The sequence below is a fragment of the Pseudomonas sp. IPO3778 genome, assembly GCF_013386825.1.
Classification (GTDB): domain Bacteria; phylum Pseudomonadota; class Gammaproteobacteria; order Pseudomonadales; family Pseudomonadaceae; genus Aquipseudomonas.
This window is the reverse complement of sequence record NZ_JACARC010000052.1, coordinates 31,917-55,580: the sequence shown is the minus strand read 5'-3', so window position 1 is coordinate 55,580 and position 23,664 is coordinate 31,917. Positions and strand designations below refer to the sequence as shown.

Genomic DNA, 23,664 nt, shown 5'->3' with positions numbered 1-23,664 from the left:
TAGGAGCGAGCTTGCTCGCGAGAAACCTGAGAGCGCCGCGTTGAATCAGGCTGCCAGCATCATCATTAACGACCTTCGCAGGCAAGCCAGCGCCTACAGTGGACCGTGCCCGCTCTCCGGCTTCTTGTAGGAGCGAGCTTGCTCGCGAGAAACCTGAGAGCGCCGCGTTGAACCAGGCTGCCAGCGTCATCATTAACGACCTTCGCAGGCAAGCCAGCTCCTACCGTGGACCGTGCCCGCTCCAGCTTTTGATTTTGCCTTTGTTTCTACACGCTCAACGGATTGGCCTCCTACCGCGGCTGCAACAACAGCGCCACCAACGCACTCCACCCCGTCTGATGCGAAGCCCCCAACCCACGCCCGGTCTCGCCATGAAAGTACTCATGGAACAACACCAGATCGCGACTGGCCGGATCCGCCTCCAGCTGCGCATACCCCACCATCGACGGCCTTGAACCGTTTTCATCCCGCAGAAACAACCGCGTCAGCCGCTGACTGAGACCGTCCGCCACCTCCTCCAACGAAGCCAGATACCCACTCCCCGCCGGATACTCCACCGAAAAATTATCCGCGTAGTAACGATGAAACTCCCGCAGCGACTCGATCAGCATGTAATTCACCGGCATCCACAGCGGCCCGCGCCAATTGGAGTTGCCGCCGTACAACCGCGAATCCGACTCCGCCGGCTCATACCGGGCACACAGCGTGTTGCCATTCATCTTCAGCGCCAGCGGTTCCTCGGCAAACGCTTTGGACAGCGAACGCACCCCAAACGTCGAGAGAAACTCGGACTCATCCAGCATCCGCCGCAGCAAGTCCTTGGTCCGCTCACCCCGCAACAACGCCAGCAACAGGCGATTGCCCTGCCCCGGCTCGTTCCAGCGCGACACCAGCTTGGCCAGGTCTGGCCGGTGCTTCATAAACCCCAGCAGCCGCTCACGCAGCCCCTCCAGCCCTTCATGTTCACGCTGCTCCAGCACCAGCACCGCAAACAGCGGCATCAGCCCGACGATGGACCGCAACCGCACCGGCTCGCTTTCACCGCCAGGACGGTGCAGCACGTCGTAAAAAAACTGGTCCTGCTCATCCCACAACCCTTCGGCGCTGTCGTCCACGCGGTTGATCGCCCCGGCGATGTACAGGAAGTGCTCGAAGAACTTCACCGCAATGTCCACGTACACCACGTTGCGTTTGGCCAGCTCCAGGCCGATACGCATCAAGTCCAGGGCATAGGCGGCCACCCAGGCCGTGCCATCGGCCTGGTCCAACTGATAACCCGGCGGCAGGTCGGCCGAGCGGTCGAACAACGCGATATTGTCCAGCCCGAGGAACCCGCCCTGGAACAGGTTGCGGCCCTCGGCGTCCTTGCGGTTGACCCACCAGGAAAAATTCAGCAGCAGCTTGTGGAAGATCCGCTCCAGAAAATCCATATCGCCCACGCCCTTCAGCGCCTTGTCCTGCTGGTACACACGCCAGCTGGCCCAGGCATGCACCGGCGGGTTGGCGTCGTCGAAACGCCACTCGTAGGCCGGCAGTTGCCCGTTGGGGTGCATGAAGCGGTCTTTCACCAGCAACAACAGCTGCTGCTTGGCATAACCGGGATCGATCAGGGCAAAGGCCACCGCCTGAAAACCCTGGTCCCACGAGGCGTACCACGGGTATTCCCAGGTGTCGGGCATCGAGAGGATGTCGAAATTCGACAGGTGCCGCCAATGGGTATTGCGGATATGCAGGCGCTCGGGCGGCGGCGCCGGCTGGCCCGGATCGCCGTCGAGCCATTGATTCACGTCGAAGTAATACAGCTGCTTGGACCACAGCAACCCGGCCAGGGCCTGGCGCTGTACATTGCGCGCGTCTTCATCGGCGATGCCCTGTTGCAGCGCCCCGTAGAAGTCATCGGTCTCCTGGCGGCGCGTTTCGAACAGCTTGCGCGCATTGATCCAGGGCGCATCCGCCGGGGCGAAACGCAGGTACAGGGTTTTGCTCTCCTGGCCCGCCAGTTCCAGGATGAAACGGGCAGCAACCTTGGTGCCCGAATCCCGGCGAATCGCCGTTTGCGCCCCCGTGGTCACGTAGTCGTTGATCCCGTCCTTGAACGGCCCCGGCGCAGGCTGCCCGTCCAGCTTGGGGAAGTTGGTTTCGTTCTCGCAGAACAGCCACTCCACACCGTCCTGGCCCCAGGCACTCAGGTGGCGATCGGACAATTCATGATGCCGCGCCACCACCTGTTCCCCCTCAAGGCGTAACTCGGGTTTGGGCGCATCTGCGGTCCAGCTCCAGTCGTTGCGCGCCCACAGGTGCGGCAACACCTGCAAGCGCGTGGGCCGGTCCGAACGGTTGTGCACGGTGATGCGCATGAACACGTCATCAGGCTGGTGCTTGGCGTATTCGATGGTGACGTCGCAATAGCGGTTGTCTTCGAACACCCCGGTGTCGAGGATTTCGTATTCGGCATCCCCCAGGCCACGCCGGGCGTTTTCGGTGATCAGGTCGTCGTAGGGATAGGCCGCGTGGGGGTATTTGTAGAGCATGCGCATGTAGGCATGGCTCGGCACGCCATCGACGAAAAAGTACAGTTCCTTGACGTCTTCACCGTGGTTGCCCTCGGCGTTGTTCAGCCCGAACAGGCGCTCCTTGATGATCGCGTCGTGCTCGTTCCACAGCGCCAGGCCCAGGCACCAGCGTTGGGCCTTGTCGCTGAAACCCGCCAGGCCATCCTCGCCCCAGCGGTAGGCGCGGCTGCGGGCATGTTCGTGGGGGAAGTAACGCCAGGCATCGCCGTCGGCGCTGTAGTCTTCGCGCACGGTGCCCCATTGCCGCTCGCTCAGGTAGGGGCCCCAGTCACGCCAGCGTTCGGCGTCGTCCCTGGCCAGGCGCTGGCCTTCAATCGTTTCCAGAATGTTCGTCGCAGGCTGTGCCGTCATCGATTCTTCCGTCGCGTTCAGAGGTGACGGCCAGTGTAGAGCCCTTCGGCGATGAGATGCACGTGAAGCTGACGACATCCCGCTCATTCATTTGCAGAATGAAGTCCAGAGGAATCTTCGTTTGCAAGGCGCCGGCCGGCCCAACAAAATCAGGCAACCGTGCATTTCATCTCTACAGCCGCCAGGAATTTTTCTATGCCTACCGCCCGCGTTGTCAGCCCTGACGACATTCGCAAAGGCTTCTCCAGAGCCATGTCCGACATGTACCGCGATGAAGTGCCGCTGTATGGCGCGCTGATGGAACTGGTGGCCGAGACCAATGCCCGCGTACTGGAAACCGACACCGGGTTGGCCCACCAGCTGCAGCGCACCGGGGAAATCCAGCGCCTGGATAGGGAGCGCCACGGCGCCATCCGCCTGGGCACCGCGGAAGAACTGGCGACCATCGGCCGCCTGTTCGCGGTAATGGGCATGCAGCCGGTGGGCTATTACGACCTCACGCCCGCCGGGGTTCCGGTGCATTCCACAGCCTTTCGCGCCGTGCATGAAAGCGCCCTGCAAACCAGCCCGTTCCGGGTGTTCACCTCCCTGCTGCGCCTGGAACTGATCGAAAACCCTGAACTGCGCGCCTTCGCCCAATCAGCCCTGGCCAAGCGCTCGATCTTCACCCCGCGCGCCCTTGAGTTGATCCAACAGGCGGAAGCCGACGGCGGCCTCGATGCAGCCCATGCCGAAGAATTTATCCAGCAAGCCCTGGAAACCTTCCGCTGGCACCACACCGCCACCGTCACCGCCGCGCAGTACCAGCAACTGAGTGACCAGCACCGGTTGATCGCCGACGTGGTGGCGTTCAAGGGCCCGCACATCAACCACCTGACGCCGCGCACCCTGGACATCGACCAGGTGCAGGCCGCGATGCCCGGCAAAGGCATCACCCCCAAGGCCGTGATCGAAGGCCCGCCCCGCCGCCAGTGCCCGATTTTACTGCGCCAGACCAGCTTCAAGGCCCTCGACGAGGCGATTGCCTTTACCGACGCCAAGGGCAGCCACAGCGCGCGCTTCGGTGAAATTGAACAACGCGGCGTGGCGCTGACGCCCAAGGGCCGGGCGTTGTATGACCAACTGCTGAATGCCGCACGGGATGAACTGGGGGCGTTTCCGAATGAGGCCAACGCCGGGCGCTACACCGAATTGATGGAGCAGCACTTCCAGGCGTTTCCCGACGATCACCGGCAGATGCGTGAACAGGAGCTGGCGTACTTCCGCTACTTTGTGACCGAGCAGGGTTTGGCCGCGCAGGACAAGGCCGCCACCCTGGACGAACTGATCGCCGCCGGCCACGTCGATGTGGAGCCCTTGGTGTATGAAGATTTTCTGCCGGTGAGCGCGGCGGGGATTTTCCAGTCGAACCTGGGGGATGCGGCGCAGAGTCACTACGGGGCCAACGCCAACCAGGCCGAGTTTGAAAAGGCCCTGGGCCGCCAGACCCTTGACGAATTGACGTTGTACGGGGAAACCCAGCAGCGCTCGATTGACGAATGCACGCGCGCGCTGCTGGCCTGAAAGAGAGAGTTCGCCCGGCCACAGCGCATTCCATGCGCCGTCTAAGAGCCCCAGTGCCGGGCGAACGGTTGGCATGATAGGCAGCGACGGTGTCGCTGTCTTTCAGGCAATTCTGAACAAATCTTCTACTTGGCCGCCGCTTTCTCCAACTGCTCGACGATCTTGTCTTTGATCAACAGGCGTTTCTTCTTCAGCTTCTCCAGCTCCTCATCGCCGCCGCTCGAGGACTCAAGCTCCAGCACCTCCTTGTCGGCGCTGTCGTATTGGTGGAGCAGCGAATCCAGGTAATTGTCGCCCGCCCTGCGCTGTTGAATGTCTTCCTTGGTGAAAGTCAGGTCCTGATACAGGTCGTGTTTCACTGGCATGGAGTACCTCCGCAAGTAGATCAATGACTGAATGCCCTTTGAAGCTAGCCCATCCGGCGGGCTCTTGTCATGTTTGAGATCAACCTGTCGCGTTTGAGTCCCCGTTCGTCGCAGGGCAGACGATTTCATAAAACCTTTGGCCCACGCTGCCCTCCACTGTAGATCGTCACCCGATGGAGAACAGGTTCCATGAATCACGCTGCCAACGCTGTCGACACCCAGTGCATCAACACTATTCGAACCCTGGCCATGGACGCCGTGCAGAAGGCCAACTCCGGCCACCCCGGCACGCCCATGGGCCTGGCGCCCGTCGGTTACACCCTGTGGAGCCGCTTCCTGCGGTACCACCCCGAGCATCCCGACTGGCCCAACCGTGACCGTTTTGTCTTGTCAGTCGGCCATGCCTCGATGCTGCTGTATTCACTGCTGCACCTGGCGGGTGTGGTGGAGATTGACGCCCACGGCAAGCGCTCCGGCCAACCGGCCATCAGCCTGGATGACATCAAGCAATTCCGTCAGATGGATTCGAAAACCCCCGGCCACCCCGAATACCGCATGACCACCGGCGTGGAAACCACCACCGGCCCACTCGGCCAGGGCTGCGCCAACAGCGTCGGCATGGCCATGGCCGAGCGTTGGCTGGCCAAGCGTTTCAACCACGACGACCGGGTGCTGTTCGACTACAACGTGTACACCCTGTGCGGCGACGGCGACATGATGGAAGGCATCAGCAGCGAGGCGGCGTCCATCGCCGGGCACTTGAAGCTGGAAAACCTGTGCTGGATCTACGACAACAACACCATCAGCATCGAAGGCCACACTGAGCTGGCCTTCAGCGAAGACGTGATCAAGCGCTTCCAGGCCTATGGCTGGCACACCTTGCACGTCACCGATGCGAATAACCTGCTGGCCCTGAGTGACGCCCTGAACACCTTCCGGAAAAACACCGGCGCGCCGACCCTGATCGTGGTGGACAGCGTGATCGGCTATGGCTCGCCCCACAAACACAACACCGCCTCGGCCCACGGTGAACCCTTGGGCGAAGCAGAAATCCGCCTGACCAAGGCCGCGTACGGCTGGCCCGAAGACGCCAGCTTCCGGGTGCCGGATGAAGCGCGCACCGTGCTGCGTGACGCACTGCTGGAACGCAGCGCGCCGCTGTATGAGCAATGGGTGCACACCCTGTCCCACCTGGAACAATACGAGCCGGAGCTGGCCGATGAGCTGCGGCGCATGCGCGCCGGAGAAATGCCGGAGCATTGGCAGGACCAGTTGCCGAACTTTGCCAGCGATGCCAAAGGCGTCGCCAGCCGTGCTGCCGGGGGTGAGGTGTTGAATGCGTTTGCCCAGCAGATCCCGTGGCTGCTGGGGGGCTCGGCAGACTTGTCGCCCTCCACCAAGACCAACCTGACCTTCGACGGCGCCGGGCGTTTCAGCGCCGAGAACTACGGCGGGCGCAACCTGCACTTCGGGATCCGTGAACATGCCATGGGCGCGATTGCCAACGGCATGGCGCTGTCGTACCTGCGGCCCTACACCTCGACCTTCCTGGTGTTCAGCGACTACATGAAACCGCCGATTCGCCTCGCGGCAATCATGGAGCTGCCGGTGGTGTTCGTGTTTACCCATGACTCCATTGGTGTGGGTGAAGACGGCCCCACCCACCAGCCCATCGAGCACCTGACCCAACTGCGGGCCACGCCGGGCCTGCTGACCCTGCGCCCGGGTGATGCGAATGAAACCCTGGAAGCCTGGAAAATCGCCCTGGCCCAGACCCACCGGCCGACGTGTGTGGTGCTGTCGCGGCAAAACCTGCCGACCCTGGACCGCACGAAATACGCCCCGGCTTCGGGCACCGCTCGCGGCGCTTATGTACTGGCCGGCGCCGAGAAGCCCCAGGTGATCCTGATGGCCACCGGCAGTGAAGTCAGCCTGGCGGTAGACGCCTATGAACAACTGAAGGCTGAAGGTGTGGCGGCGCAAGTGGTGTCGATGCCGAGCTGGGAGCTGTTCGAAGAACAGGACCAGGCCTACCGCGACAGCGTACTGCCGCCGGCGGTGAAGGCCCGCGTGGTGGTGGAACAGGCCGGCCCCTTGGGCTGGGACCGCTACGTGGGGCAAACCGGGGCCAAGGTGGTGATGAACAGCTTTGGCGCCTCTGCGCCGTTGCCCAAGTTGCAGGCCAAGTTCGGCTTTACCCTGGAGAATGTGGTGAAGCTGGCCAAAGAGCAGGTCCAGCGCAACTCCACCGGCTAAGCGCTCGCGGGCCGGGCGTGGCCTATCGAGGGAAGCCTCGGTGCCACGCCCTTTGGCTCATTTACCCCCGGTCACATCCAGGAACGTCCCCGTGATGAACGACGCCTCGGCGCTCGCCAGCCACAGGATGGCCTGCGCCACTTCTTCAGGCTGACCGCCCCGGCCCATGGGGATCGAATCCTTCACCCGGTCAACCCGCCCTGGCTCTCCGCCGGTGGCGTGGATGTCGGTATAGATATGCCCGGGGCGGATACAGTTGACGCGTATGCCCTCCCGGGCGACCTCCTTGGAAAACCCGATGGTAAAGGTCTCCAGCGCACCCTTCGAGGCCGCGTAGTCCACGTATTCGTTGGGGCTGCCGGCCTTCGCCGCGCCCGACGAGAGGTTGATCACCGAGCCGCCCCGCCCGTTGTGACGAAATGACATGCGCTTCACCGCTTGCTGGGCACACAGCATCGGCCCGATCGCGTTGACCGCGAAAATCCGCTGCATCCGCGCAAAATCCAGGTCCTCTAACCGGGACTGCAACGCGTTGATCCCGGCATTGTTGACCAGCACATCGATGCGCCCGAATGCCCGGTCGATCGCCGCAAACAGCTGAATGACCTGCTCCGGGTCGGCGCTGTCGGCGCGCACGGCCAGCGCCCGGCGCCCCGCCGCTTCCACATCCGCCACCACCGCGAGGGCAGCAGACTCGTCGGAAACGAAGCTGATCGCCACGTCGTAACCTTGTGCGGCAGCCAGCCGCGCGGTGGCGGCGCCTACGCCACGACTTCCACCTGTTATCAGAATCACCGGTGCCTGCGAAACAGTATCCATTGAGCGAACCTCATGTGGTGGTGGGTAATGCTTTACGGGTGTCAGCCGATCAGGAGTGTGCCGGTGGCAATCACCACGCACGCCAGCACCTTTCGAACCGTCAATGTCTCACCCAGGAAGAAATAACCGATCAACGCCGCGAACAACACGCTGGTTTCGCGCAGCGCCGACACCGCGCCCATGGGCGCACCGGCCATGGCGTAGATGATGATGCCGTAGGCCAGCAGCGACACCAGCCCACCGGCGAACGCCGTGAAGAAGCCGGGCCGCACGCAAAACAAACTCTTCGCCCCGCGCAGGCCGATATACACCGCCGGCATCAGCACACCCCACAAGGCGCACATCCAGACCGTGTAGGCCATCGGGGCACCGGACAGGCGCGCGCCGATGCCGTCTGTCACGCTATAGGCGGCAATGAAAAACCCGGTACCCAAGGCGTATGGCAGGCTGGGAACGGCCAGCCGACGGCCCCTGAACGCCAGCGAAACAATGCCGCCAGACACCAGGGCAATCCCCAGCAGCGCGCTGGCCGAAACGCTCTCCCCGGCAAATACCGCGGCGCCAAGGGTGATCAATACCGGCGAGGAGCCCCGTGAAATCGGATAGGTTTGCCCCAGGTCACCCACCTTGTAGCTGCGCACCAGGAACAGGTTATAGCCCACGTGCAGCACTGCCGACAGCACCACATAGAACCAGCTGGCGGGTGCCGGCGGCTCCAGGAACACGGCGATTGCACCACTGGCAATGGCGACGGCCAGGCACATGACCGTCATCGACCACAGCCGGTCGGCGCCGCCACGCAGCAGCGCGTTCCAACTGGCATGGAGTAAGGCGGCAAAGAGTACTAAGAGAATGATGTGATAAGGCATGGGCCCATCCTAAGCAAACCGAAGCCTTAACTGAAACGAAGTCTCCTCATTAAAGAATGAGTAAATCCTCATGCTTTATTCGTAAGCCAACCCGGCTTTTACGGCCTCCTGCATCAACCAGGCACGAAAGCTGACGATGTGCGGCTGGGATTCGAGGCCTTTGGGGCAGACAAAATAATAGGCAACGGGGGATGGGAACGGCACCTCGAACAGCTTGACCAGGCGCCCGTCACTCAGCTCGGATTCCACATGCCCGCTGCGGGCCAACGCGATGCCCTGGCCGAGCAATGCCGCCTCGATCGTCATGTTGGTATCCGCAAACCGCACGCTCTCCTTGAGCGGCGAAATTCCCAGCCCGACGTGCTGGAACCAGACTTCCCACTTCGGCACCAGGTCGGCGCCGTCTCGCATCAGCAAGGGATAGCGCAGCAATTCGGCCGGGGTGCGTGGCAGGCCAAAGCGCTTCAACAGGTCAGGGCTGGCCACCGGAAAAATCTGCTCCCGAAACAGGAACTCCGAGTACAGCGCCGGGTAATTGCCGTTGCCGAAGCGGATCGCCACGTCCGCTTCCGCGCCGGAGAAATGGATGGCTTTGTCACTGGAGTCCAGGGTGACCAGTATTTCAGGATGCTGCTGAGTCAGGCCCGGCAAGCGCGGCAGCAGCCATTTCAACGCGAAGGAATAGGTGGTACTGACCTTGAGCCGCACCCTGCCCTTTTGCTCCCGCAGGTCCGCCAGCGTGGCCTCAAGGTTCATGAAAAACTCACGCACGATCGGCGCAAGGGCCGCCCCGGCGGGCGTCAGGCTGAGTGACTTGCCGCGCTGGAACAGCTGCAGGCCCCAGAGCGCTTCAAGGTGCTTGAGTTGATGGCTGACGGCGCTTTGAGTGACATGCAGCTCTTCTGACGCCGAGGTGAACGTGGCGTGCCGCGTGGCAACCTCGAAGGCGCGCAATGTGGAGGTGGGGGGCAGGTCTCTCATGGCAACGCGTCTCGGGGGCAGTCACCCGCCCTTTATGAATGGAAACTCATGATAGAGCATTCCACTCACCCGTCGACAGCCGCCCGCTTATTCACACGCCACGCACACCTGCTGAAACCACGCCGAGAAACTCGGCCAGCGTTCAGGGGTCGGGCCATTGTGGGACCAGTACCGAACCTGCCCGGTTTGTGACACGCAGAAGTAGTCGCCGTTGTCCTCAATAAACGGCAACCACTCCTTTGGCACCCCCATCTGGTTCCAGGCGGCCTGGGCGATTTCGAACAAGTCGAGATGGGTGGTGCCCGGCAGGATAACCGCCGGCTCGAACGTCGCATTGGCCACGTCGCTGCCGCCCTTGAGGAACTCAATGTAGGCGACAGGGAACGGGAAGTTCAGGTTGCGCGCCGCCTTTTCGATTTCAGCATCGGTGGGAATACGGAAAGGATCTGAGGTCATCGAGACAGTACCTGGCGCGCCGAAGGGGTGCGTGCTGAATACCACAGTTTGCCCCGTCGACACAGCCTCAACTCAGTTGGAACCGCGCGGTGTTGTCGCTCAAGGCACGGCTGCCCTTGCTCAACCTGTCCGCTGCCTGATTCACCGCCCGCGCGCCGTCGAGCAAGCGCCCGGCAGCCTGATCCACCTGCTGGATATTACCGCTCACCTCATCCGCGGTAGCCGCCTGCTCCTCAACCGCCGTGGCGATGTGCGCCAGGGTATCGGTGACGCTTTGCACGGCACTGGCGATCTCGCCCAGGCGATGGCCCAGGCCCGTGACGGACGCGGCATCGGTCACCGCCTGCTCGCACGCCGCGCCCATCAGCGTGACCGCCTGGCTCACCGTGGAGCGCAAGCTGTCTACCGTGCCGGCGATCTGCGCCGTGGACGCCTGGGTGCGTTGGGACAGGCTGCGCACCTCATCGGCCACCACCGCAAACCCCCGGCCCTGCTCACCGGCCCGCGCCGCTTCAATGGCCGCGTTAAGCGCCAGCAGGTTGGTCTGCTCGGCGATGCCGCGAATGGTGTCGACCACTGACTGGATCTGCTGGCCCTGCTGGTTGACGCGTTCCAGGGCGTCGGCGGTGTCGGTCAACCGCTGGTTGAGTTGTTGAATGCTCGCGGTGGTGCGCTGGCTGTCGCGACTGCTGTCCTCGGCAATTTGCCGGGTTTTCTGCGCGCTGCCGGAGGCCTGCTCGCAGCTTTTGGCGACGCCCATGGAGGTCGCGGCCAACTGCGTGGCCGCCGCTGCAATCTGGCTGATCTGTTGCTGCTGGTCTTCCACTTCAGTCAGCGTGCTGCCCGATTGGGAGTTGAGCGTCAGCACCGCAGAACCCAACTGCTGCGTCTCGTGATTGACCCCCAGCAGGCTGGTGCGCAATTGCACCACGGCCACGTTGAGCGCGGTGCTGATCACTGCCAGTTCGTCACGCCCTTCCACCGCCACCTCCACGCACAGATTACCGTCACGCAGGGACTCGGCCAGGGTGGTGATACCACTGGCGCTGCGGCGGATCGAGGCCTGCAAGCACACGAACAGGTACAGGGCCGCCAACGCCAGCACGCTGAACGTCACCGCCACCGGAATGAACTGCTTGATGGCGCTGCCGCGGTAGTAATCCAGGCGCGCATCCAGCGAGGTCAGCGACTGCTTACGCAATGCGCCCAGGGTGCCGAGCATGCCGTCCACGCTGCGTTCGAAAGCGGTGGTATCGAGCTTGATGGTGCCGCCAAATACGCCTTCGTCCAGGGCTTTCAGCTCGTTGTCCAACTGTTGCAGGCTGTCGTCGTATTGCCCGATCCAGGGTTGCAGCCCCGGGTATTGCTTGGCCTTGAGGGAGGTAGCGGCCTTGACCAACTGGTCCCGGGCATCACCGATGCGCCCGCGCAGGTCACGCATCTGCAAACGGCTTTGCAAGGTGAACTGCCCCGAGGCGATGGACGACTGCCCGACACTTGCCATGCGCCCGATTCGCTCGATCAGGTCAGGCGTCTGCTGGGTGGAAATCTGCATCAGCAAGTAGGTTTCCAGCCAGGGGTCGAGGATCAAGCCGGCGTCCATGGTGATCTGCTCACGCAGGGTTTGCATTGCACTCAGGGCAGACGTGAAGCGGTCGTAGCCATCCGGCCACCAACCCACGGTACGCAGGGAGGGCGAGTCCATGCCCTTGACCGAGGCCTGCAGTGCCTCAAAACGCGCCAGGGTATCGGCGCTGGCGTTCTGGGCTTTCAGCGCCTCACCCAAGGCCTGCACGCTTTGCAGGATCAGGGGGAAGTTGGTGTCGACGGCGTTCATCGCCGCTTTGGCGGCGGGTGTCTGGTCGTGGAGGATATCCGCGGCCTTCCAGCGCGCCGCCAGGTTGCGCTGGGCGGTGAGCTGGGCGTCCAGGGCATCCAGCGCCAGCAGTTCGCGCACACCGGATTGCTCAGTGGAAATCACCGTCAGCTTGGTGCGGTACTCCTGGGCGATCATCCACAGACTGCCCGCCAGGGGCAGCATGAACAGAAAAAACAGTATCTGAAACTTGCGCGCAAATCCGAAACGTCCAAGCAGGCGGATTCCTGGCGACAAAAGACTTTGCATGTCCGACAACTCCCCTGAACTACCCACACACAGCAACCATGGCTGAAGCCTGGAAATGACTGACGGCAAAATGCCATGTCATTGATTAAGCTGGCACAAGCAAGAAACGGACCGCTGGAGGAAGGCCGTTGGATAGGGAGCTGTAGTCGACGGAATCTGCGGGCACGCACGAAAATGGGGCAAAAGCACTCAGCACCGGTGGCAGAACGGTAACCCTCTGTGGCGAGGGAGCTTGCTCCCGCTGGGGTGCGAAGCAGCCCTGATCCTGCAAACGGTATTTCCTTGAGAGAACACCTGTGCCTGTTTTGGGGCTGCTGCGCAGCCCAGCGGGAGCAAGCTCCCTCGCCACAGGGTTAGTGTTGCTGAATAGGTGGGGGGAGTCAGATTACTGGCTGACAAACGCCAACACCCGCTCCAGCATCCGGTCACAGGCCTCAAGCTGCGCCACGCTGATGAATTCATCAGGCTTGTGACCCTGCTCCATGCTGCCCGGCCCGCACACCACGGTGGGAATGCCCGCCTGGTCAAACAGCCCGCCTTCGCTGCCGAACGCCACGGTGCCGAACGCCTTCGAGCCGCAGAAGTCGGCAACCCATTCAGCCGCCTGGCTCTCCACCGAGGTCGACAACCCCGGGTAGCTCGACAGCTCGCTGAAGTGGATCGCGCACTGCTCACTGACTGCCTGCATCGCCGGCAATAACGTGTGCTCGGCGTAACCGCGCAATTGGTCCGCGACGTGCCAGGGATCCTGCGCCGGCAGCGAGCGCACTTCAAAGTCGAAGCTGCAGTTTTGCGGGACAATATTGAGTGCCTTGCCGCCGGCAATCATGCCGGTTTGCACGGTGGAGAAAGGTGGATCAAAACTCACGTTATGGTGGTGCGGCGCCTTGAGTTCGTCACCGAGCCGGCCCAGTTCGAGGATCAACCGCGCGGCGTATTCGATAGCGTTTACACCCGACGGCGCATACGCCGAATGGCACGCCGCGCCATGCACCTCGCAGCGCATCGCCAATTTGCCCTTGTGGCCCAGCACCGGCTTGAGTTCGGTCGGCTCACCGATCACGCACAGCAAGGGTTTGACCGGCTTTGCGTGGAACGCTTCGATCAGCGAACGCACGCCCAGGCAGCCCACCTCCTCGTCGTAAGACAGCGCGATATGCACCGGCATGCGCAGCGGCGCCTGCACCAGCGCCGGGACGCTGGCCAGCACACAGGCGATGTAGCCCTTCATGTCAGCGGTGCCACGGCCGTACAGCTTGCCGTCCTGCTCGGTCAGCTCGAACGGCGCGACGCTCCAGCGCTGCCCGTCCACGGGCACCACGTCGGTGTGGCCAGACAGCACGATGCCCGGCACTCCTGCGGGGCCGATGGTCGCCAGCAGGTTGGCCTTGCTCTTTTGCTCATTGAACAACAACTCGCAACTCACGCCGTGGTGCTGCAAGTAATTGCGCACGAAGTCGATCAGCGCCAGGTTGGATTCGCGGCTGGTGGTGTCGAAGCTGACCAGTTGGGCCAGCAGGTCGCGGCTCTGGCTCATCGGTCATCTCCCGGCACCGCGTAACCCGGGGCAAATTGCGGGTTGATGGCGCGGTCGATGTAGTCCTGCATTTGCCCGCAGTAGGCCTGCCAGAGTTGCTCAAGCTCGCCAATCGGGTCGGCGTCAGCCCAGTCCACCCGCAGGTTGACGATGGGCCACAGGTGGTCGCCCACCACCACCAGCGCGGCGGAATGCACCGGCCCCGCTTCACCGCCGCCGGCCACACCCGCCTGCAGGGCGGCGAGCAGTCGGTCGGCGAGGTGCCCAGGGGTGTCTTCGAAAGCCCGCACCATGGCGTCGATCACGCCGGTGTTCGCCAGCATATTGCCCGCGGCCACACAGTGTTCGCCGCTGACCGCGTGGTGAATGCCCAGGGTCTGCCCGCCGCTGAAGTGCGCGGTTCTGCCGGCGCTATCAATGACGGTCACCTGGCGATACTCGCTGCGGCTTTGCGGAGTGAGCACGGCGGCCAGTGCCTCACTCGGCGCCACGCCTTGGGCCAACAGGTCCAGGGTGTGCGGGCCGAGTGCCGGCAAGGTGATGTTCTGCGACGCCACCGCGCCCACGCCTGGCCGCAGCCACGGGCAACGGGCGCCTACGGCAATGCTCGACGAGCTGATAGCGATGCCCAGTTGGCCGGTTTCGGCACAGCGGGCGACAACCGAAAAGGTCATGGGAATTCCTGTCTCTAAGGGATCAAATCAGTCGAGCAGCGAAGGGTCGGCGTCGATCATCAACTGCTTCATTTCTTCAAAATGCCGTTGCGAGAAATCCGCGATGCCTTCCCAGCCCCGCGCGGTTTTTTCGGCCACTTCGTCAGACAGCACCCGCAGCGGTTGGCCGGTGGACCATGCCGTGACAAGGATCTGGCAGGCGCGCTCCAGGGTCCAGATATCATCGAATGCCTCGCCGATGGACGTGGCGGTCACCATCACCCCGTGGTTGCCCATCAACAAGCGGCGCTTGCCGTCCAGCAAGCCCGCCAGGCGCACGCCTTCGGCCTCGGTGTCGGCCATGCCGCCGTACAACCCATCCACCGCCACGCGATTGAAATAGCGCGCGGTGTTCTGATCGATCGGCGGGATATGGGGGTTGGCCAGGCAGGCGACGGCGGTGGTGTACACCGGGTGCAGGTGCAACACGGCGCGGGTTTGCGGCAACAAGCGGTGAATCTGCCCGTGGATCGACCAGGCGGTGGGGTCCACGTCGGGATGGTCGGCGCCCGAGGCGTCGTCGGCGTTCAGCAGCAACAGGTCACTGGCGCGGATACGCGAGAAGTGCTTCCACTTCGGGTTGAGCAAGAACTGTTTGCCGTCGGCGGATACCGCCGCGCTGAAATGGTTGGCCACCGCTTCATGCATGCCCAGGTGCGCCACGATGCGGAAGGTCGCCGCCAGGTCGATGCGCGTTTGCTCTTCGTGTGATAACGCCATGTAGCTTTCTCCGCAGGGCAATTAGATGGCGAGGGGGTTATTGTGGCGAGCGAGCTTGCTCGCGCTGGACTGTGCAGCAGTCCCATTCGCTTGGATAAAACGAGGGGGCCGCTTCGCGGCCCAGCGGGAGCAAGCTCCCTCGCCACAGCAAGCTCCCTCGCCACAACACGCTCGTTCACCACAGGTTTGGTGCTGTCCTTTAAGTGAACGGTGTGTCATCAGGACTTCGGCATCAGCTCGGCGATGTCGGCATCGGTGGGCGCCTGGAAATTGTATTTCTTGAGCAACGCGGCGTATTCAGGGCTGGCGCTGAACGTCTTGATGCCTTCGATCAAGGCGTTCTTGACCTCGTCATTGCCCTTCTTCACACCGAAGCCGTTCAACACCGGGTAGATCAAGGTGTCGGAAGAAATCACCACACGCCCGCCCAGCTTGTCGACGGCACCACGGGCCACGGCCGCGTCGGTGATCTGCGCCTCAACGGCATGGGCCAGCAGGGCCTGGGTGGTTTGCGGGTCGGTGCTGTACTCGCTGATGGCGATCGGCTTCAGGCCTTTCTTCACACAGTACTCATCCGACAGCTTGTGCATCTGCGCCAGCCAGGAGGTGGCACCCATCGAGCCGATCTTGTGGCCGCAGAATTCTTCCGGCGTCTTGGGCTGGAACTCGCTGCCCTTGAGGGTCAGGATCGATTCGCCGCTCTTGAGGTAGGGAATCATGTCGATGACTTTCACCCGCTCGGCGGTGATGTACATGGACGAGTTGGTCACGTCGAACCGCCCCGCCTGCAAGCCGGTGATCAGGTTGGGGAAGCGCGTGTCGAGGGTCTCGACGGTGCGCCCCATGGTCTTGGCCAGGCCGTCCATGAACTCAATATCAAAGCCTGCAGGCTTGTTGTTGTCCATGTACTCATAGGGAAAGAAGGTCACGTCGGAACCGGCGACGATTTTCCCGTCTTTCTGGAAGGCCGCAGCCGCCAAGGACGTCATTGCAACCGCAGCGCCCAGCAGGCACACGGCAATAGGGCGAGCAATCATGTGAAACGCTGTCATGGTAATTCCCTGCAAGGTGAGAAGAAGGTTAGGCAGTGACGGAATCTTGGCCGGCCTGTTGCACAAAGAAAGAGGCGCCACGGGGCTTCTGCGGCAAGCGCATGTGGTTTTCCGTGGAACGCACCAGGCCACTTTCTTCACCGGCCACCATCAGGCCGGCGTGTGCGCTGGGCAGCGGGTTTTCGCCGAATGGCAGCGCGTCTTCAGCGGCGTAGACGCTGATGAACAGGGTGCGCGGCAGTTCGGTCTCGTTAGGGCTTGAAGCATGCAACAGGCGGGTGTGCATGAAGCACACGGAGCCGGCCGGGCCATAACAGGCCACCGGGTTCTGGCACAGGTCGTCGACCACCGTGGTGTCCACCGCGCCGGTGAAACGCTGGTCGTGCCAGTGCGACCACAGCGGGCCCTTGTGGCTGCCGGGAATCACCGTCAGCGGGCCGTTCTGCGGCGTGACCTCGCTGACCATCAGCAAGGCCGTGACGATGTCGTCGTTGCTGTGGGGCGTGAACAGAAAGTCCTGGTGCCACTTCACCTGCGTCGCAGTGTGGGGCAACTTGGAGTTGATCTTGCTGTGATGAAAACGGGCACCGCTGCCCCCGATCAGTTGCGCGGCAATCGCCGCCATCCGTGAGTGCAGCGCCACGCGGTGGTACGCCGGCGAAATCTCGGTGGGCGAACTCACTCGACGCAGCGAAGGATGATCGGGGCGGTGGTCGCCTTCCAGGTCGAAACGCGCTCGGCCATCCACCGTTTCGCCCCAGCCCTGATCGTGGCTGCGACTGTCTTCTACCCAGCGGTCGAAGTCGTGCTGCAACGCGGCCACTTCGTCCACCGTCAGCACGTCTTGCACCACCAGAAAGCCATCCCGGTGGAACTGTTCAATGTGCGCTTGCTCGATCATGGTGTTGCTCTCTTGTGGCTCGAACGTTAGTGGGGTCACGCCAGCGAGACGTCCTTGAGGAACGCCTCCACGCGTAGGTGTTCGCCGCTGCGCAACGCCTGCGGCGTGTCGTCGCAAACCACCCGGCCTTTCTCCATGAACACGATCCGGTCGGAGACCTTGAAGGCGAAATTCATCTCATGGGTCACGATCACCATGGTGATGCCCTCCTGGGCCAGGGCTTCGATGACTTGCAGGACTTCGTTGACTTTTTCCGGGTCGAGGGCCGAGGTGGGCTCGTCAAACAGCATGATTTGCGGGCGCATCATCAGGGCGCGGGCGATGGCCACGCGCTGCTGCTGGCCACCGGAAAGCTGGTGCGGGTACTTCCAGGCGTGGTCGAGCATGCCGACCTTGTGCAGCAGCGCGTAAGCCTGCTGCTTCAGCACTTCGGCGCTTGCGAGGCGGTGGTACTTCGGCGCCATCAGCAGGTTGTCGAGCACGCTCAAATGGGGGAACAGGTTGAAGCTCTGGAACACCATGCCGATGTTCAGCCGGTGCTCGGCGTGCTCCACGTACTGTGGCTTTTGCGCACCGACTTTATTCAGGTGAATGAACGGCTGGCCGTTGATTTTGATCTCGCCGTTATCCAGTTGCTCCAGGCCATTGAGCAGGCGAATCAGGGTGGTTTTGCCGGAGCCCGAAGGCCCGATCACCGACACCACTTCACCGGGCTGGATCTGCAGGTTGACCGAGCCCAGCACTTCGATGTCGTTATAGGCTTTGTGCAACCGGGAAGCCTGCAGCGCGGGGCCTTCAGTGCTGATGGGGCGCTGCAGGGCGGAATGTTGTTGGGTCGCCAGCGCAAGCACTGCGGCATCGGGAACCCGGGAAACGTTGCGCTGGTTGACGTCGAGAAAACGCTCCAGGCGCTTGAGCAGGAAGTCGAACACCGTGACGATGAATACGTAGAAAAACGCCACCGCCGCCATCGTCTCGATGACCAGGAAGTTTTGCGAGTACAGCCGTTGGCCCACCATCAGGATCTCGGTCAGCGAGATCACCGACACCAGTGAAGTGAGCTTGACGATGGAGATGTATTCGTTGGCCAGGGACGGCAGTGCCACCCGCAGTGCCTGGGGAATCACCACCCGCCACTGAATCCCGAAAAACTTCAGCCCCAGCGCCCGGGCGGCCTCGCCCTGCCCTTTGGGAATCGACAGCAGGCCGCCCCGGTGAATCTCGGCCACGTAGGCGGTTTCGCAGATCACCAGGGCCAGCAGGCCGGACCAGAACGGGTCGGCCAGAATCACTGACGTGGCGGGAATCGCCTGGGGCAAGTTGTAGATGAAGATCAGAAGCACCAACAGGGGCAGGCTACGGAACAACCAGATGTAGCCCCGCGCCGGCAGGCTGATCAGTGCATGTTTGGATTGCTTGGCCAGGGCCAGCAGAAAGCCCAGCGCGATACTCAGGACCCAGGTCAAGGAACTGAGCTGGATAACCGTCCATGTCGCCCGCCAGAACTCGGCATCGGCCAGCAAACCAAACATGTAATTCCAGTTGAAAGTCATCGTCACTGTGCTCGACAAAAAAATGAAAATGCCCACCGAATGCTCAACGTGTAGGTCGAACCCTGATCTGCACCGATGGACTGAGATTCGTGGGAGGAGGCCCTTGGGGTCAATTCGTAAAAGCCGGCCTAGTGGGTAGGGAGAACCTACGCAGCGTCACCGTTCCCTGGGTGACGACGGGGCTGCTGAAACAGCCTGTCTCGTATTGGTGCGGGACCGCGCCTGCACTGCAGGCCGGCGCCATCTTTTGGTGCACTGCAAACACAATCCCTTGTGGGCGCTGGCTTGCCTGCGATGGCAGCGCCGCGGTGTACCTGCAAGACCGAGGTGCCCGCATCGCAGGCAAGCCAGCTCCCACAAAACAGCCAGAAAGCAGGCCGTTCAGCTCACCGTGTTAGGGCTGCGCACCGCATGGGCATCAAAAAAGCTGGGGGCGGCCATGCCCGGGATGTACTGGTCGGACACGAACATCCGGCAACGCTCGGCAAACGCCGACACCACGCGGGACAACTGGGTATTGCTCGCCGTGGCGTAACCCAGTTGCATCGGCCGATGTGGCCCCGACAAGCGCAGGCGGATCAAACGCTTGCCGTCCTGGGAAAGGCTGGCTTTGGGCCGGGTATTGGCGAAGGAATAGCCGATGCCATTGGCGACCATGGAACGCACGGTTTCCAGGTTGCTGGAACGCATGATGATGTTCGGGGTGGTGCCCGCCTGCATAAAGAAGCTGAGGAAATACTCCCGGCTCCAGGGCGAGTCCAGCAGCACCAACGGGTAATCCTCAAGGTCGAGCATGCTCACTGCCGACAGGCTGGCCAGCGGGTGGTGCTCGCCCACCATCACATAGGGCGGCAGTTGCGCCAGGGGCTGGAAGTCGATGTCTTCACTGGTCACCAGGTCGTAGGTCAGGGCGATATCGATCTCGGCGCTGCGCAGTTTTTCCAGCATCTCCTCGTGGTTGCCCTCCACCTGGGTGATGCGTACCCCCGGAAACGCCCGGCCAAAACCGAACACCAGCTCGGGGGTGATCATCGGCGCCAGCCATTCCAGGCACCCCACCCGCAGCGGGCCGCGCACGGTGTTCAGCGACTCGGACGCAATGGTGTAGAGGTTGGTCATCTGCTCCAGGATCAGCTTGGCCTCCTGCATCACCTGGCGCCCCACCGCCGTAAGGGAAATGCCCTGGGCGTGGTGGCGAACAAACAGCTGGATACCGAGTTCGGCCTCCATGTGGGTGATGGCCGCCGAGATAGACGGCGACGACACGTGGATGCGTTCAGACGCCGCACTGATGCTGCCTGCCTCACCGGAAGCCACGAAATATTCCAGTTGGCGCTGGGTAATACGACTGAGCATCACGCCTCCACTTCATCAATGAGCCGACACCCGGCTGGCGCCGACGGCTTGAACCACAGCGTTGCATGGTTCATGCCGGGTCCTGTTTTGGCCTGACGCCCGGGCGTGGCCATGGCGCTTCGGTTTTGCCTAAGCATTACCCCGCGCAAATGCTGGTTTCGCGGGCGCAGGCGCAATGTGAAGCTGGATGTATTCCGCTCCCCAAGAGTCGCCAGCCATGCCCACTCATACCCGTATTCGCATGTTCAACACCCAGCAGACCTACCCCAATCAGTCGCTGGACAACGACCTGTGCCAGGCCGTGCGCGCCGGCAACACCGTTTATGTGCGGGGCCAGATCGGCACCGATTTCGACGGCAACCTGATCGGCCTCGGCGACCCGCGCGCCCAGGCCGAGCAGGCCATGAAAAACGTCAAGCAACTGCTGGAAGAAGCCGGTTCCGACCTGTCGCACATCGTGAAGACCACCACCTACCTGATCGACCCGCGCTACCGCGAGCCGGTGTACCGGGAGGTCGGCAAATGGCTCAAGGGCGTGTTCCCGATCTCTACCGGCCTGGTGATTTCGGGCCTGGGCCAGCCGGAGTGGCTGATGGAAATCGACGTGATCGCCGTGGTGCCGGATGACTGGAACCCCGGCCAACCGGCATGAGCGCGCTTCCCGAGAGAATGAGTGCGGTGATCGCCCGCGAACCCGGCGGGCCTGATGTGCTGCAAGGGGTGCAGCGCCCGGTGCCGGTTCCCCACGCCGGCCACGTGCTGATTCGCGTGACCGCCGCCGGGGTCAATCGCCCGGACCTGATGCAACGCAGCGGCCTGCCGGTACCGCCGGGTGTGAGCGATGTGCTGGGCCTGGAAGCAGCAGGCACCGTGGTCGCCGTGGGCGATGGCGTCGACGGGTTAGTGCCCGGTGATCGCGTCATGGCGTTGCTCAATGGCGGCGGCTACGCGCAGTACTGCGTCGCCCACGCCGGGCATTGCCTGCGGGTGCCCGCTGCCCTGTCGCTGGAGCATGCCGCCGGTGTGCCGGAAGCGGCGTTTACGGTGTGGCACAACCTGTTCGAACTGGGGCGCCTGCAACGGGGTGACAGCGTGCTGATCCACGGTGCCGCCAGCGGCGTCGGCAGCTTCGCCGTGCAGTGCGCGCAAGCGGCCGGTGCCTGTGTGATTGCCACCGCAGGCGGCCCGCAGAAAATCGCCATGCTCGAAGCACTGGGCGTCTGGCGTGCGGTCGACCGCCATCGGGAAGACTTCGTCGACGTGGTGAACGCGTGCACCGAAGGCCGTGGTGTGGACGTGGTGCTCGATAACGTCGGCGGCCCTTACATCGCCCGCAACCTCGCCGCGATGGCAATGGGTGGGCGGCACGTCAGCCTGTCATTCCTGCAAGGCGCAAAGATCGAACTGGACCTGCAACTGCTGATGCGCAAAAGCCTGAGCCTGGCCTCCTCGACATTGCGCCCCAAAAGCGACGCGGAAAAAACCCGGCTGGCGGCGTGCATTCATGAACATCTGCTGCCGTGGCTCGCGTCCGGCCAGGTGAGCCCGCTGATCCACGCCCGGCTGCCCCTGAGCCAGGCCGCCGACGCCCATCGCCTGCTGGAAGCCAACGCCAATATCGGCAAGGTATTGCTGACGGTCGACTAATCGCTTGGAGTTTCCCATGCCCCACACCGTGTATTTCCTCAATGGCCCCAACGCCAACCTGTATGGGCTGGACAGCGCCGGCACCTACGGCAGCGAAAGCTTTGCCAGCATCGAAGCCCGCTGCCAACGCCACGCCAGCGAATTGGGCCTGACCCTGGAGTTTCGCCAGAGCAACCACGAAGGCGTGCTGGTGGACTGGATTCAGGAAGCCCGGCTCAACGCCCACGGGATCATCATCAACGCCGCCGGCCTGAGCTACAGCTCGGTGCCGATCCTGGATGCGCTGCTGGCGTTCGACGGCCCGATCATCGAAGCCCACATGAGCAACCTCTGGAAGCGCGAGCGTTTCCGGCATCACTCCTACGTGTCCAAGGCCGCCACCGGCGTGATCGCAGGCCTTGGCGCACTGGGCTATCGCCTGGCCCTGACGGCGGTGGCCGAGCTGTTGGCGGCCGATTGAAGCGCTTTGGTTTTGCCTAACCTCTGCGTTCAAAAAGCATAATTTCCGGGTGACGGGCGCTTGAGCACACTGTCCCCTGTCGATGGTCGCTTATCTTTAGGAAGCTCACATGTCAGTTGAAACAATCAACACCCTGGTGGTCGGCGCAGGCCAGGCGGGGGTCGCCATGAGCGAGCATCTCTCACTCATGGGCGTACCGCACATCGTGCTGGAGCGCCACCGCATCGCCGAGCGCTGGCGGTCGGAACGCTGGGACTCGCTGGTCGCCAACGGCCCGGCCTGGCACGACCGTTTCCCGGGCATGAAATTCGAGGGTATTTCCCCTGAGAGCTTCCCGCCGAAAGAACGCATGGCCGCGTATTTTGAAGCCTACGTGAACATGCTGAAGGCGCCGGTGCGCACCGGGGTGGAAGTCCAGCAAGTGGAACGGCACAGCGGCCGGCCCGGGTTCAAGGTGACCACCTCGGCCGGCGTGATCGAGGCGACTAACGTGGTCGCGGCGACGGGGCCGTTTCAACGTCCGTCCATTCCGAACCTGGTGCCCGAGCACGCCAAGGTGCAGCAGCTGCACTCGTCGGCCTACAAAAATCCCGGCCAGTTGGCAGAGGGTGCGGTGCTGGTCGTAGGGGCTGGCGCCTCGGGCTCGCAAATTGCCGAAGAACTGCAAAAAGCCGGCAAGACGGTGTACCTCTCGGTGGGCGAACACTATCGCCCTCCCCGCGCCTACCGTGGCCGGGATTACTGCTGGTGGCTGGGGGCGCTGGGCTTGTGGGATGAAGTCAAGATCCAGCCGAAGAAGAAGCATGTGGCGTTCGCCGTCAGTGGCTACGAAGGCGGCAAGACCGTCGACTTCCGCCGCCTGGCGCACCTGGGTATCACCCTGGTGGGCGTCACCCGGTCATGGGAAGACGGCGTGATGGAGTTTGAACCCGGCCTGGCGGCGAACGTGGCGGAAGGTGACCGCGCTTACTTTGATGTGCTGCGCGATGCCGACGCCTATATCGAACAGAACGGCCTGCCGTTTGCCCCGGAGCCTGAGGCGTGGGCATTGCTGGAGGATCCGGAGTGCCTGGTGAACCCGCTCCTGAGCCTGGACCTGGCCGCCGCCGGCGTGACGACGATTCTGTGGGCCACGGGTTTCAGCTTCGATTTCAGCTGGCTGAAGGTGAATGCGTTTGATGAGAAAGGCGAGCCGTTCCACAAGCGTGGAATCTCGGCGGAAAGCGGCATCTACTTCCTGGGCCTGCCGAACCTGGTAAACCGCGCGTCGTCGTTTATCTACGGGGTTTGGCACGATGCGAAGTACGTGGCCGACCATATCGTCTTGCAGAACGACTACAAGGCTTATCGCAAGCCTTGATTCACTG

Annotated in this window: 20 protein-coding genes; 6 read left to right on the top strand and 14 right to left on the bottom strand. The window is 62.8% G+C overall.

Annotated features, from left to right (window positions below; translation table 11 throughout):
- Nucleotides 1-290 precede the first annotated feature (290 nt).
- Nucleotides 291-2,924: a glucosidase gene (locus HX855_RS26470; RefSeq protein ID WP_177089888.1), complete on the bottom strand. Its 2,634-nt coding sequence runs from the start codon at nucleotides 2,922-2,924 to the stop codon at nucleotides 291-293.
- Nucleotides 2,925-3,119: 195 nt separating this feature from the next.
- On the opposite strand from HX855_RS26470, the gene HX855_RS26465 reads away from it, so the two are divergent.
- Nucleotides 3,120-4,487 carry a VOC family protein gene (locus tag HX855_RS26465; RefSeq protein ID WP_177089887.1) on the top strand — a complete coding sequence of 456 codons (1,368 nt, stop codon included), beginning with the start codon at nucleotides 3,120-3,122 and terminating at the stop codon, nucleotides 4,485-4,487.
- A gap of 125 nt (nucleotides 4,488-4,612) precedes the next feature.
- On the opposite strand, the gene HX855_RS26460 is transcribed toward HX855_RS26465, so the two are convergent.
- Entirely contained in the window at nucleotides 4,613-4,852 is a 240-nt protein-coding gene (locus HX855_RS26460; protein WP_177089886.1) for a DUF465 domain-containing protein, read from the bottom strand.
- Between the two features lie 189 nt (nucleotides 4,853-5,041).
- Between HX855_RS26460 and tkt the strand changes: the two genes are divergently transcribed.
- Nucleotides 5,042-7,108 (top strand): transketolase, encoded by a 2,067-nt coding sequence (tkt, locus tag HX855_RS26455; protein ID WP_177089885.1) that lies wholly within the window; start codon nucleotides 5,042-5,044, stop codon nucleotides 7,106-7,108.
- A 57-nt stretch (nucleotides 7,109-7,165) separates the two neighbouring features.
- Here tkt and HX855_RS26450 read toward each other — a convergent pair whose 3' ends face one another.
- The 12 genes from HX855_RS26450 to HX855_RS26395 form a co-directional block, all read right to left on the bottom strand.
- Nucleotides 7,166-7,927 carry an SDR family oxidoreductase gene (locus HX855_RS26450; protein ID WP_177089884.1) on the bottom strand — a complete coding sequence of 254 codons (762 nt, stop codon included), beginning with the start codon at nucleotides 7,925-7,927 and terminating at the stop codon, nucleotides 7,166-7,168.
- 41 nt (nucleotides 7,928-7,968) lie between these two features.
- Nucleotides 7,969-8,796: a DMT family transporter gene (locus HX855_RS26445; protein ID WP_177089883.1), complete on the bottom strand. Its 828-nt coding sequence runs from the start codon at nucleotides 8,794-8,796 to the stop codon at nucleotides 7,969-7,971.
- Between the two features lie 75 nt (nucleotides 8,797-8,871).
- Entirely contained in the window at nucleotides 8,872-9,777 is a 906-nt protein-coding gene (gcvA, locus tag HX855_RS26440) for a transcriptional regulator GcvA (RefSeq protein WP_177089882.1), read from the bottom strand.
- Nucleotides 9,778-9,864: 87 nt separating this feature from the next.
- On the bottom strand, nucleotides 9,865-10,233 hold the full coding sequence (locus HX855_RS26435; RefSeq protein ID WP_177089881.1) for an SMI1/KNR4 family protein: 369 nt from the start codon (nucleotides 10,231-10,233) through the stop codon (nucleotides 9,865-9,867).
- 67 nt (nucleotides 10,234-10,300) lie between these two features.
- Nucleotides 10,301-12,358, bottom strand: coding sequence for a methyl-accepting chemotaxis protein (locus tag HX855_RS26430; protein WP_177089880.1), 2,058 nt, complete (start codon nucleotides 12,356-12,358; stop codon nucleotides 10,301-10,303).
- A 385-nt stretch (nucleotides 12,359-12,743) separates the two neighbouring features.
- On the bottom strand, nucleotides 12,744-13,895 hold the full coding sequence (gene argE / locus HX855_RS26425) for an acetylornithine deacetylase (RefSeq protein WP_177089879.1): 1,152 nt from the start codon (nucleotides 13,893-13,895) through the stop codon (nucleotides 12,744-12,746).
- Nucleotides 13,892-14,569, bottom strand: a complete 678-nt coding sequence (locus tag HX855_RS26420) for a DUF1028 domain-containing protein (protein ID WP_177089878.1) — start codon at nucleotides 14,567-14,569, stop codon at nucleotides 13,892-13,894. The genes argE and HX855_RS26420 overlap by 4 nt, the downstream gene beginning before the upstream one ends.
- Nucleotides 14,570-14,596: 27 nt before the next feature.
- On the bottom strand, nucleotides 14,597-15,328 hold the full coding sequence (locus HX855_RS26415; protein WP_177089877.1) for a class II aldolase and adducin N-terminal domain-containing protein: 732 nt from the start codon (nucleotides 15,326-15,328) through the stop codon (nucleotides 14,597-14,599).
- A 218-nt stretch (nucleotides 15,329-15,546) separates the two neighbouring features.
- Entirely contained in the window at nucleotides 15,547-16,380 is an 834-nt protein-coding gene (locus HX855_RS26410; RefSeq protein WP_177089876.1) for an ABC transporter substrate-binding protein, read from the bottom strand.
- A 28-nt stretch (nucleotides 16,381-16,408) separates the two neighbouring features.
- On the bottom strand, nucleotides 16,409-17,281 hold the full coding sequence (locus HX855_RS26405) for a phytanoyl-CoA dioxygenase family protein (protein ID WP_177089875.1): 873 nt from the start codon (nucleotides 17,279-17,281) through the stop codon (nucleotides 16,409-16,411).
- A 35-nt stretch (nucleotides 17,282-17,316) separates the two neighbouring features.
- On the bottom strand, nucleotides 17,317-18,834 hold the full coding sequence (locus tag HX855_RS26400) for an amino acid ABC transporter permease/ATP-binding protein (protein ID WP_177089874.1): 1,518 nt from the start codon (nucleotides 18,832-18,834) through the stop codon (nucleotides 17,317-17,319).
- A gap of 381 nt (nucleotides 18,835-19,215) precedes the next feature.
- Nucleotides 19,216-20,190 carry a LysR family transcriptional regulator gene (locus HX855_RS26395; protein ID WP_177089873.1) on the bottom strand — a complete coding sequence of 325 codons (975 nt, stop codon included), beginning with the start codon at nucleotides 20,188-20,190 and terminating at the stop codon, nucleotides 19,216-19,218.
- Between the two features lie 217 nt (nucleotides 20,191-20,407).
- On the opposite strand from HX855_RS26395, the gene HX855_RS26390 reads away from it, so the two are divergent.
- From HX855_RS26390 to HX855_RS26375, 4 genes are all read left to right on the top strand, one after another.
- Entirely contained in the window at nucleotides 20,408-20,842 is a 435-nt protein-coding gene (locus HX855_RS26390) for a RidA family protein (RefSeq protein ID WP_177089872.1), read from the top strand.
- A complete protein-coding gene (locus HX855_RS26385; RefSeq protein ID WP_177089871.1) occupies nucleotides 20,839-21,837 on the top strand; it encodes an NAD(P)H-quinone oxidoreductase in 999 nt (332 codons plus the stop codon). The genes HX855_RS26390 and HX855_RS26385 overlap by 4 nt, the downstream gene beginning before the upstream one ends.
- Nucleotides 21,838-21,853: 16 nt before the next feature.
- Nucleotides 21,854-22,297 (top strand): type II 3-dehydroquinate dehydratase, encoded by a 444-nt coding sequence (locus HX855_RS26380; protein ID WP_177089870.1) that lies wholly within the window; start codon nucleotides 21,854-21,856, stop codon nucleotides 22,295-22,297.
- Between the two features lie 109 nt (nucleotides 22,298-22,406).
- Nucleotides 22,407-23,657 carry an NAD(P)/FAD-dependent oxidoreductase gene (locus HX855_RS26375; RefSeq protein WP_177089869.1) on the top strand — a complete coding sequence of 417 codons (1,251 nt, stop codon included), beginning with the start codon at nucleotides 22,407-22,409 and terminating at the stop codon, nucleotides 23,655-23,657.
- Nucleotides 23,658-23,664: the final 7 nt, after the last annotated feature.

Excerpts from the sequence above, each read along its gene's own strand:
- HX855_RS26470 (WP_177089888.1), bottom strand. The coding sequence starts at position 2,924 with ATGACGGCACAGCCTGCGACGAACATTCTGGAAACGATTGAAGGCCAG.
- HX855_RS26465 (WP_177089887.1), top strand. The coding sequence starts at position 3,120 with ATGCCTACCGCCCGCGTTGTCAGCCCTGACGACATTCGCAAAGGCTTC.
- HX855_RS26460 (WP_177089886.1), bottom strand. The coding sequence starts at position 4,852 with ATGCCAGTGAAACACGACCTGTATCAGGACCTGACTTTCACCAAGGAA.
- tkt (WP_177089885.1), top strand. The coding sequence starts at position 5,042 with ATGAATCACGCTGCCAACGCTGTCGACACCCAGTGCATCAACACTATT.
- HX855_RS26450 (WP_177089884.1), bottom strand. The coding sequence starts at position 7,927 with ATGGATACTGTTTCGCAGGCACCGGTGATTCTGATAACAGGTGGAAGT.
- HX855_RS26445 (WP_177089883.1), bottom strand. The coding sequence starts at position 8,796 with ATGCCTTATCACATCATTCTCTTAGTACTCTTTGCCGCCTTACTCCAT.
- gcvA (WP_177089882.1), bottom strand. The coding sequence starts at position 9,777 with ATGAGAGACCTGCCCCCCACCTCCACATTGCGCGCCTTCGAGGTTGCC.
- HX855_RS26435 (WP_177089881.1), bottom strand. The coding sequence starts at position 10,233 with ATGACCTCAGATCCTTTCCGTATTCCCACCGATGCTGAAATCGAAAAG.
- HX855_RS26430 (WP_177089880.1), bottom strand. The coding sequence starts at position 12,358 with ATGCAAAGTCTTTTGTCGCCAGGAATCCGCCTGCTTGGACGTTTCGGA.
- argE (WP_177089879.1), bottom strand. The coding sequence starts at position 13,895 with ATGAGCCAGAGCCGCGACCTGCTGGCCCAACTGGTCAGCTTCGACACC.
- HX855_RS26420 (WP_177089878.1), bottom strand. The coding sequence starts at position 14,569 with ATGACCTTTTCGGTTGTCGCCCGCTGTGCCGAAACCGGCCAACTGGGC.
- HX855_RS26415 (WP_177089877.1), bottom strand. The coding sequence starts at position 15,328 with ATGGCGTTATCACACGAAGAGCAAACGCGCATCGACCTGGCGGCGACC.
- HX855_RS26410 (WP_177089876.1), bottom strand. The coding sequence starts at position 16,380 with ATGACAGCGTTTCACATGATTGCTCGCCCTATTGCCGTGTGCCTGCTG.
- HX855_RS26405 (WP_177089875.1), bottom strand. The coding sequence starts at position 17,281 with ATGATCGAGCAAGCGCACATTGAACAGTTCCACCGGGATGGCTTTCTG.
- HX855_RS26400 (WP_177089874.1), bottom strand. The coding sequence starts at position 18,834 with ATGACTTTCAACTGGAATTACATGTTTGGTTTGCTGGCCGATGCCGAG.
- HX855_RS26395 (WP_177089873.1), bottom strand. The coding sequence starts at position 20,190 with ATGCTCAGTCGTATTACCCAGCGCCAACTGGAATATTTCGTGGCTTCC.
- HX855_RS26390 (WP_177089872.1), top strand. The coding sequence starts at position 20,408 with ATGCCCACTCATACCCGTATTCGCATGTTCAACACCCAGCAGACCTAC.
- HX855_RS26385 (WP_177089871.1), top strand. The coding sequence starts at position 20,839 with ATGAGCGCGCTTCCCGAGAGAATGAGTGCGGTGATCGCCCGCGAACCC.
- HX855_RS26380 (WP_177089870.1), top strand. The coding sequence starts at position 21,854 with ATGCCCCACACCGTGTATTTCCTCAATGGCCCCAACGCCAACCTGTAT.
- HX855_RS26375 (WP_177089869.1), top strand. The coding sequence starts at position 22,407 with ATGTCAGTTGAAACAATCAACACCCTGGTGGTCGGCGCAGGCCAGGCG.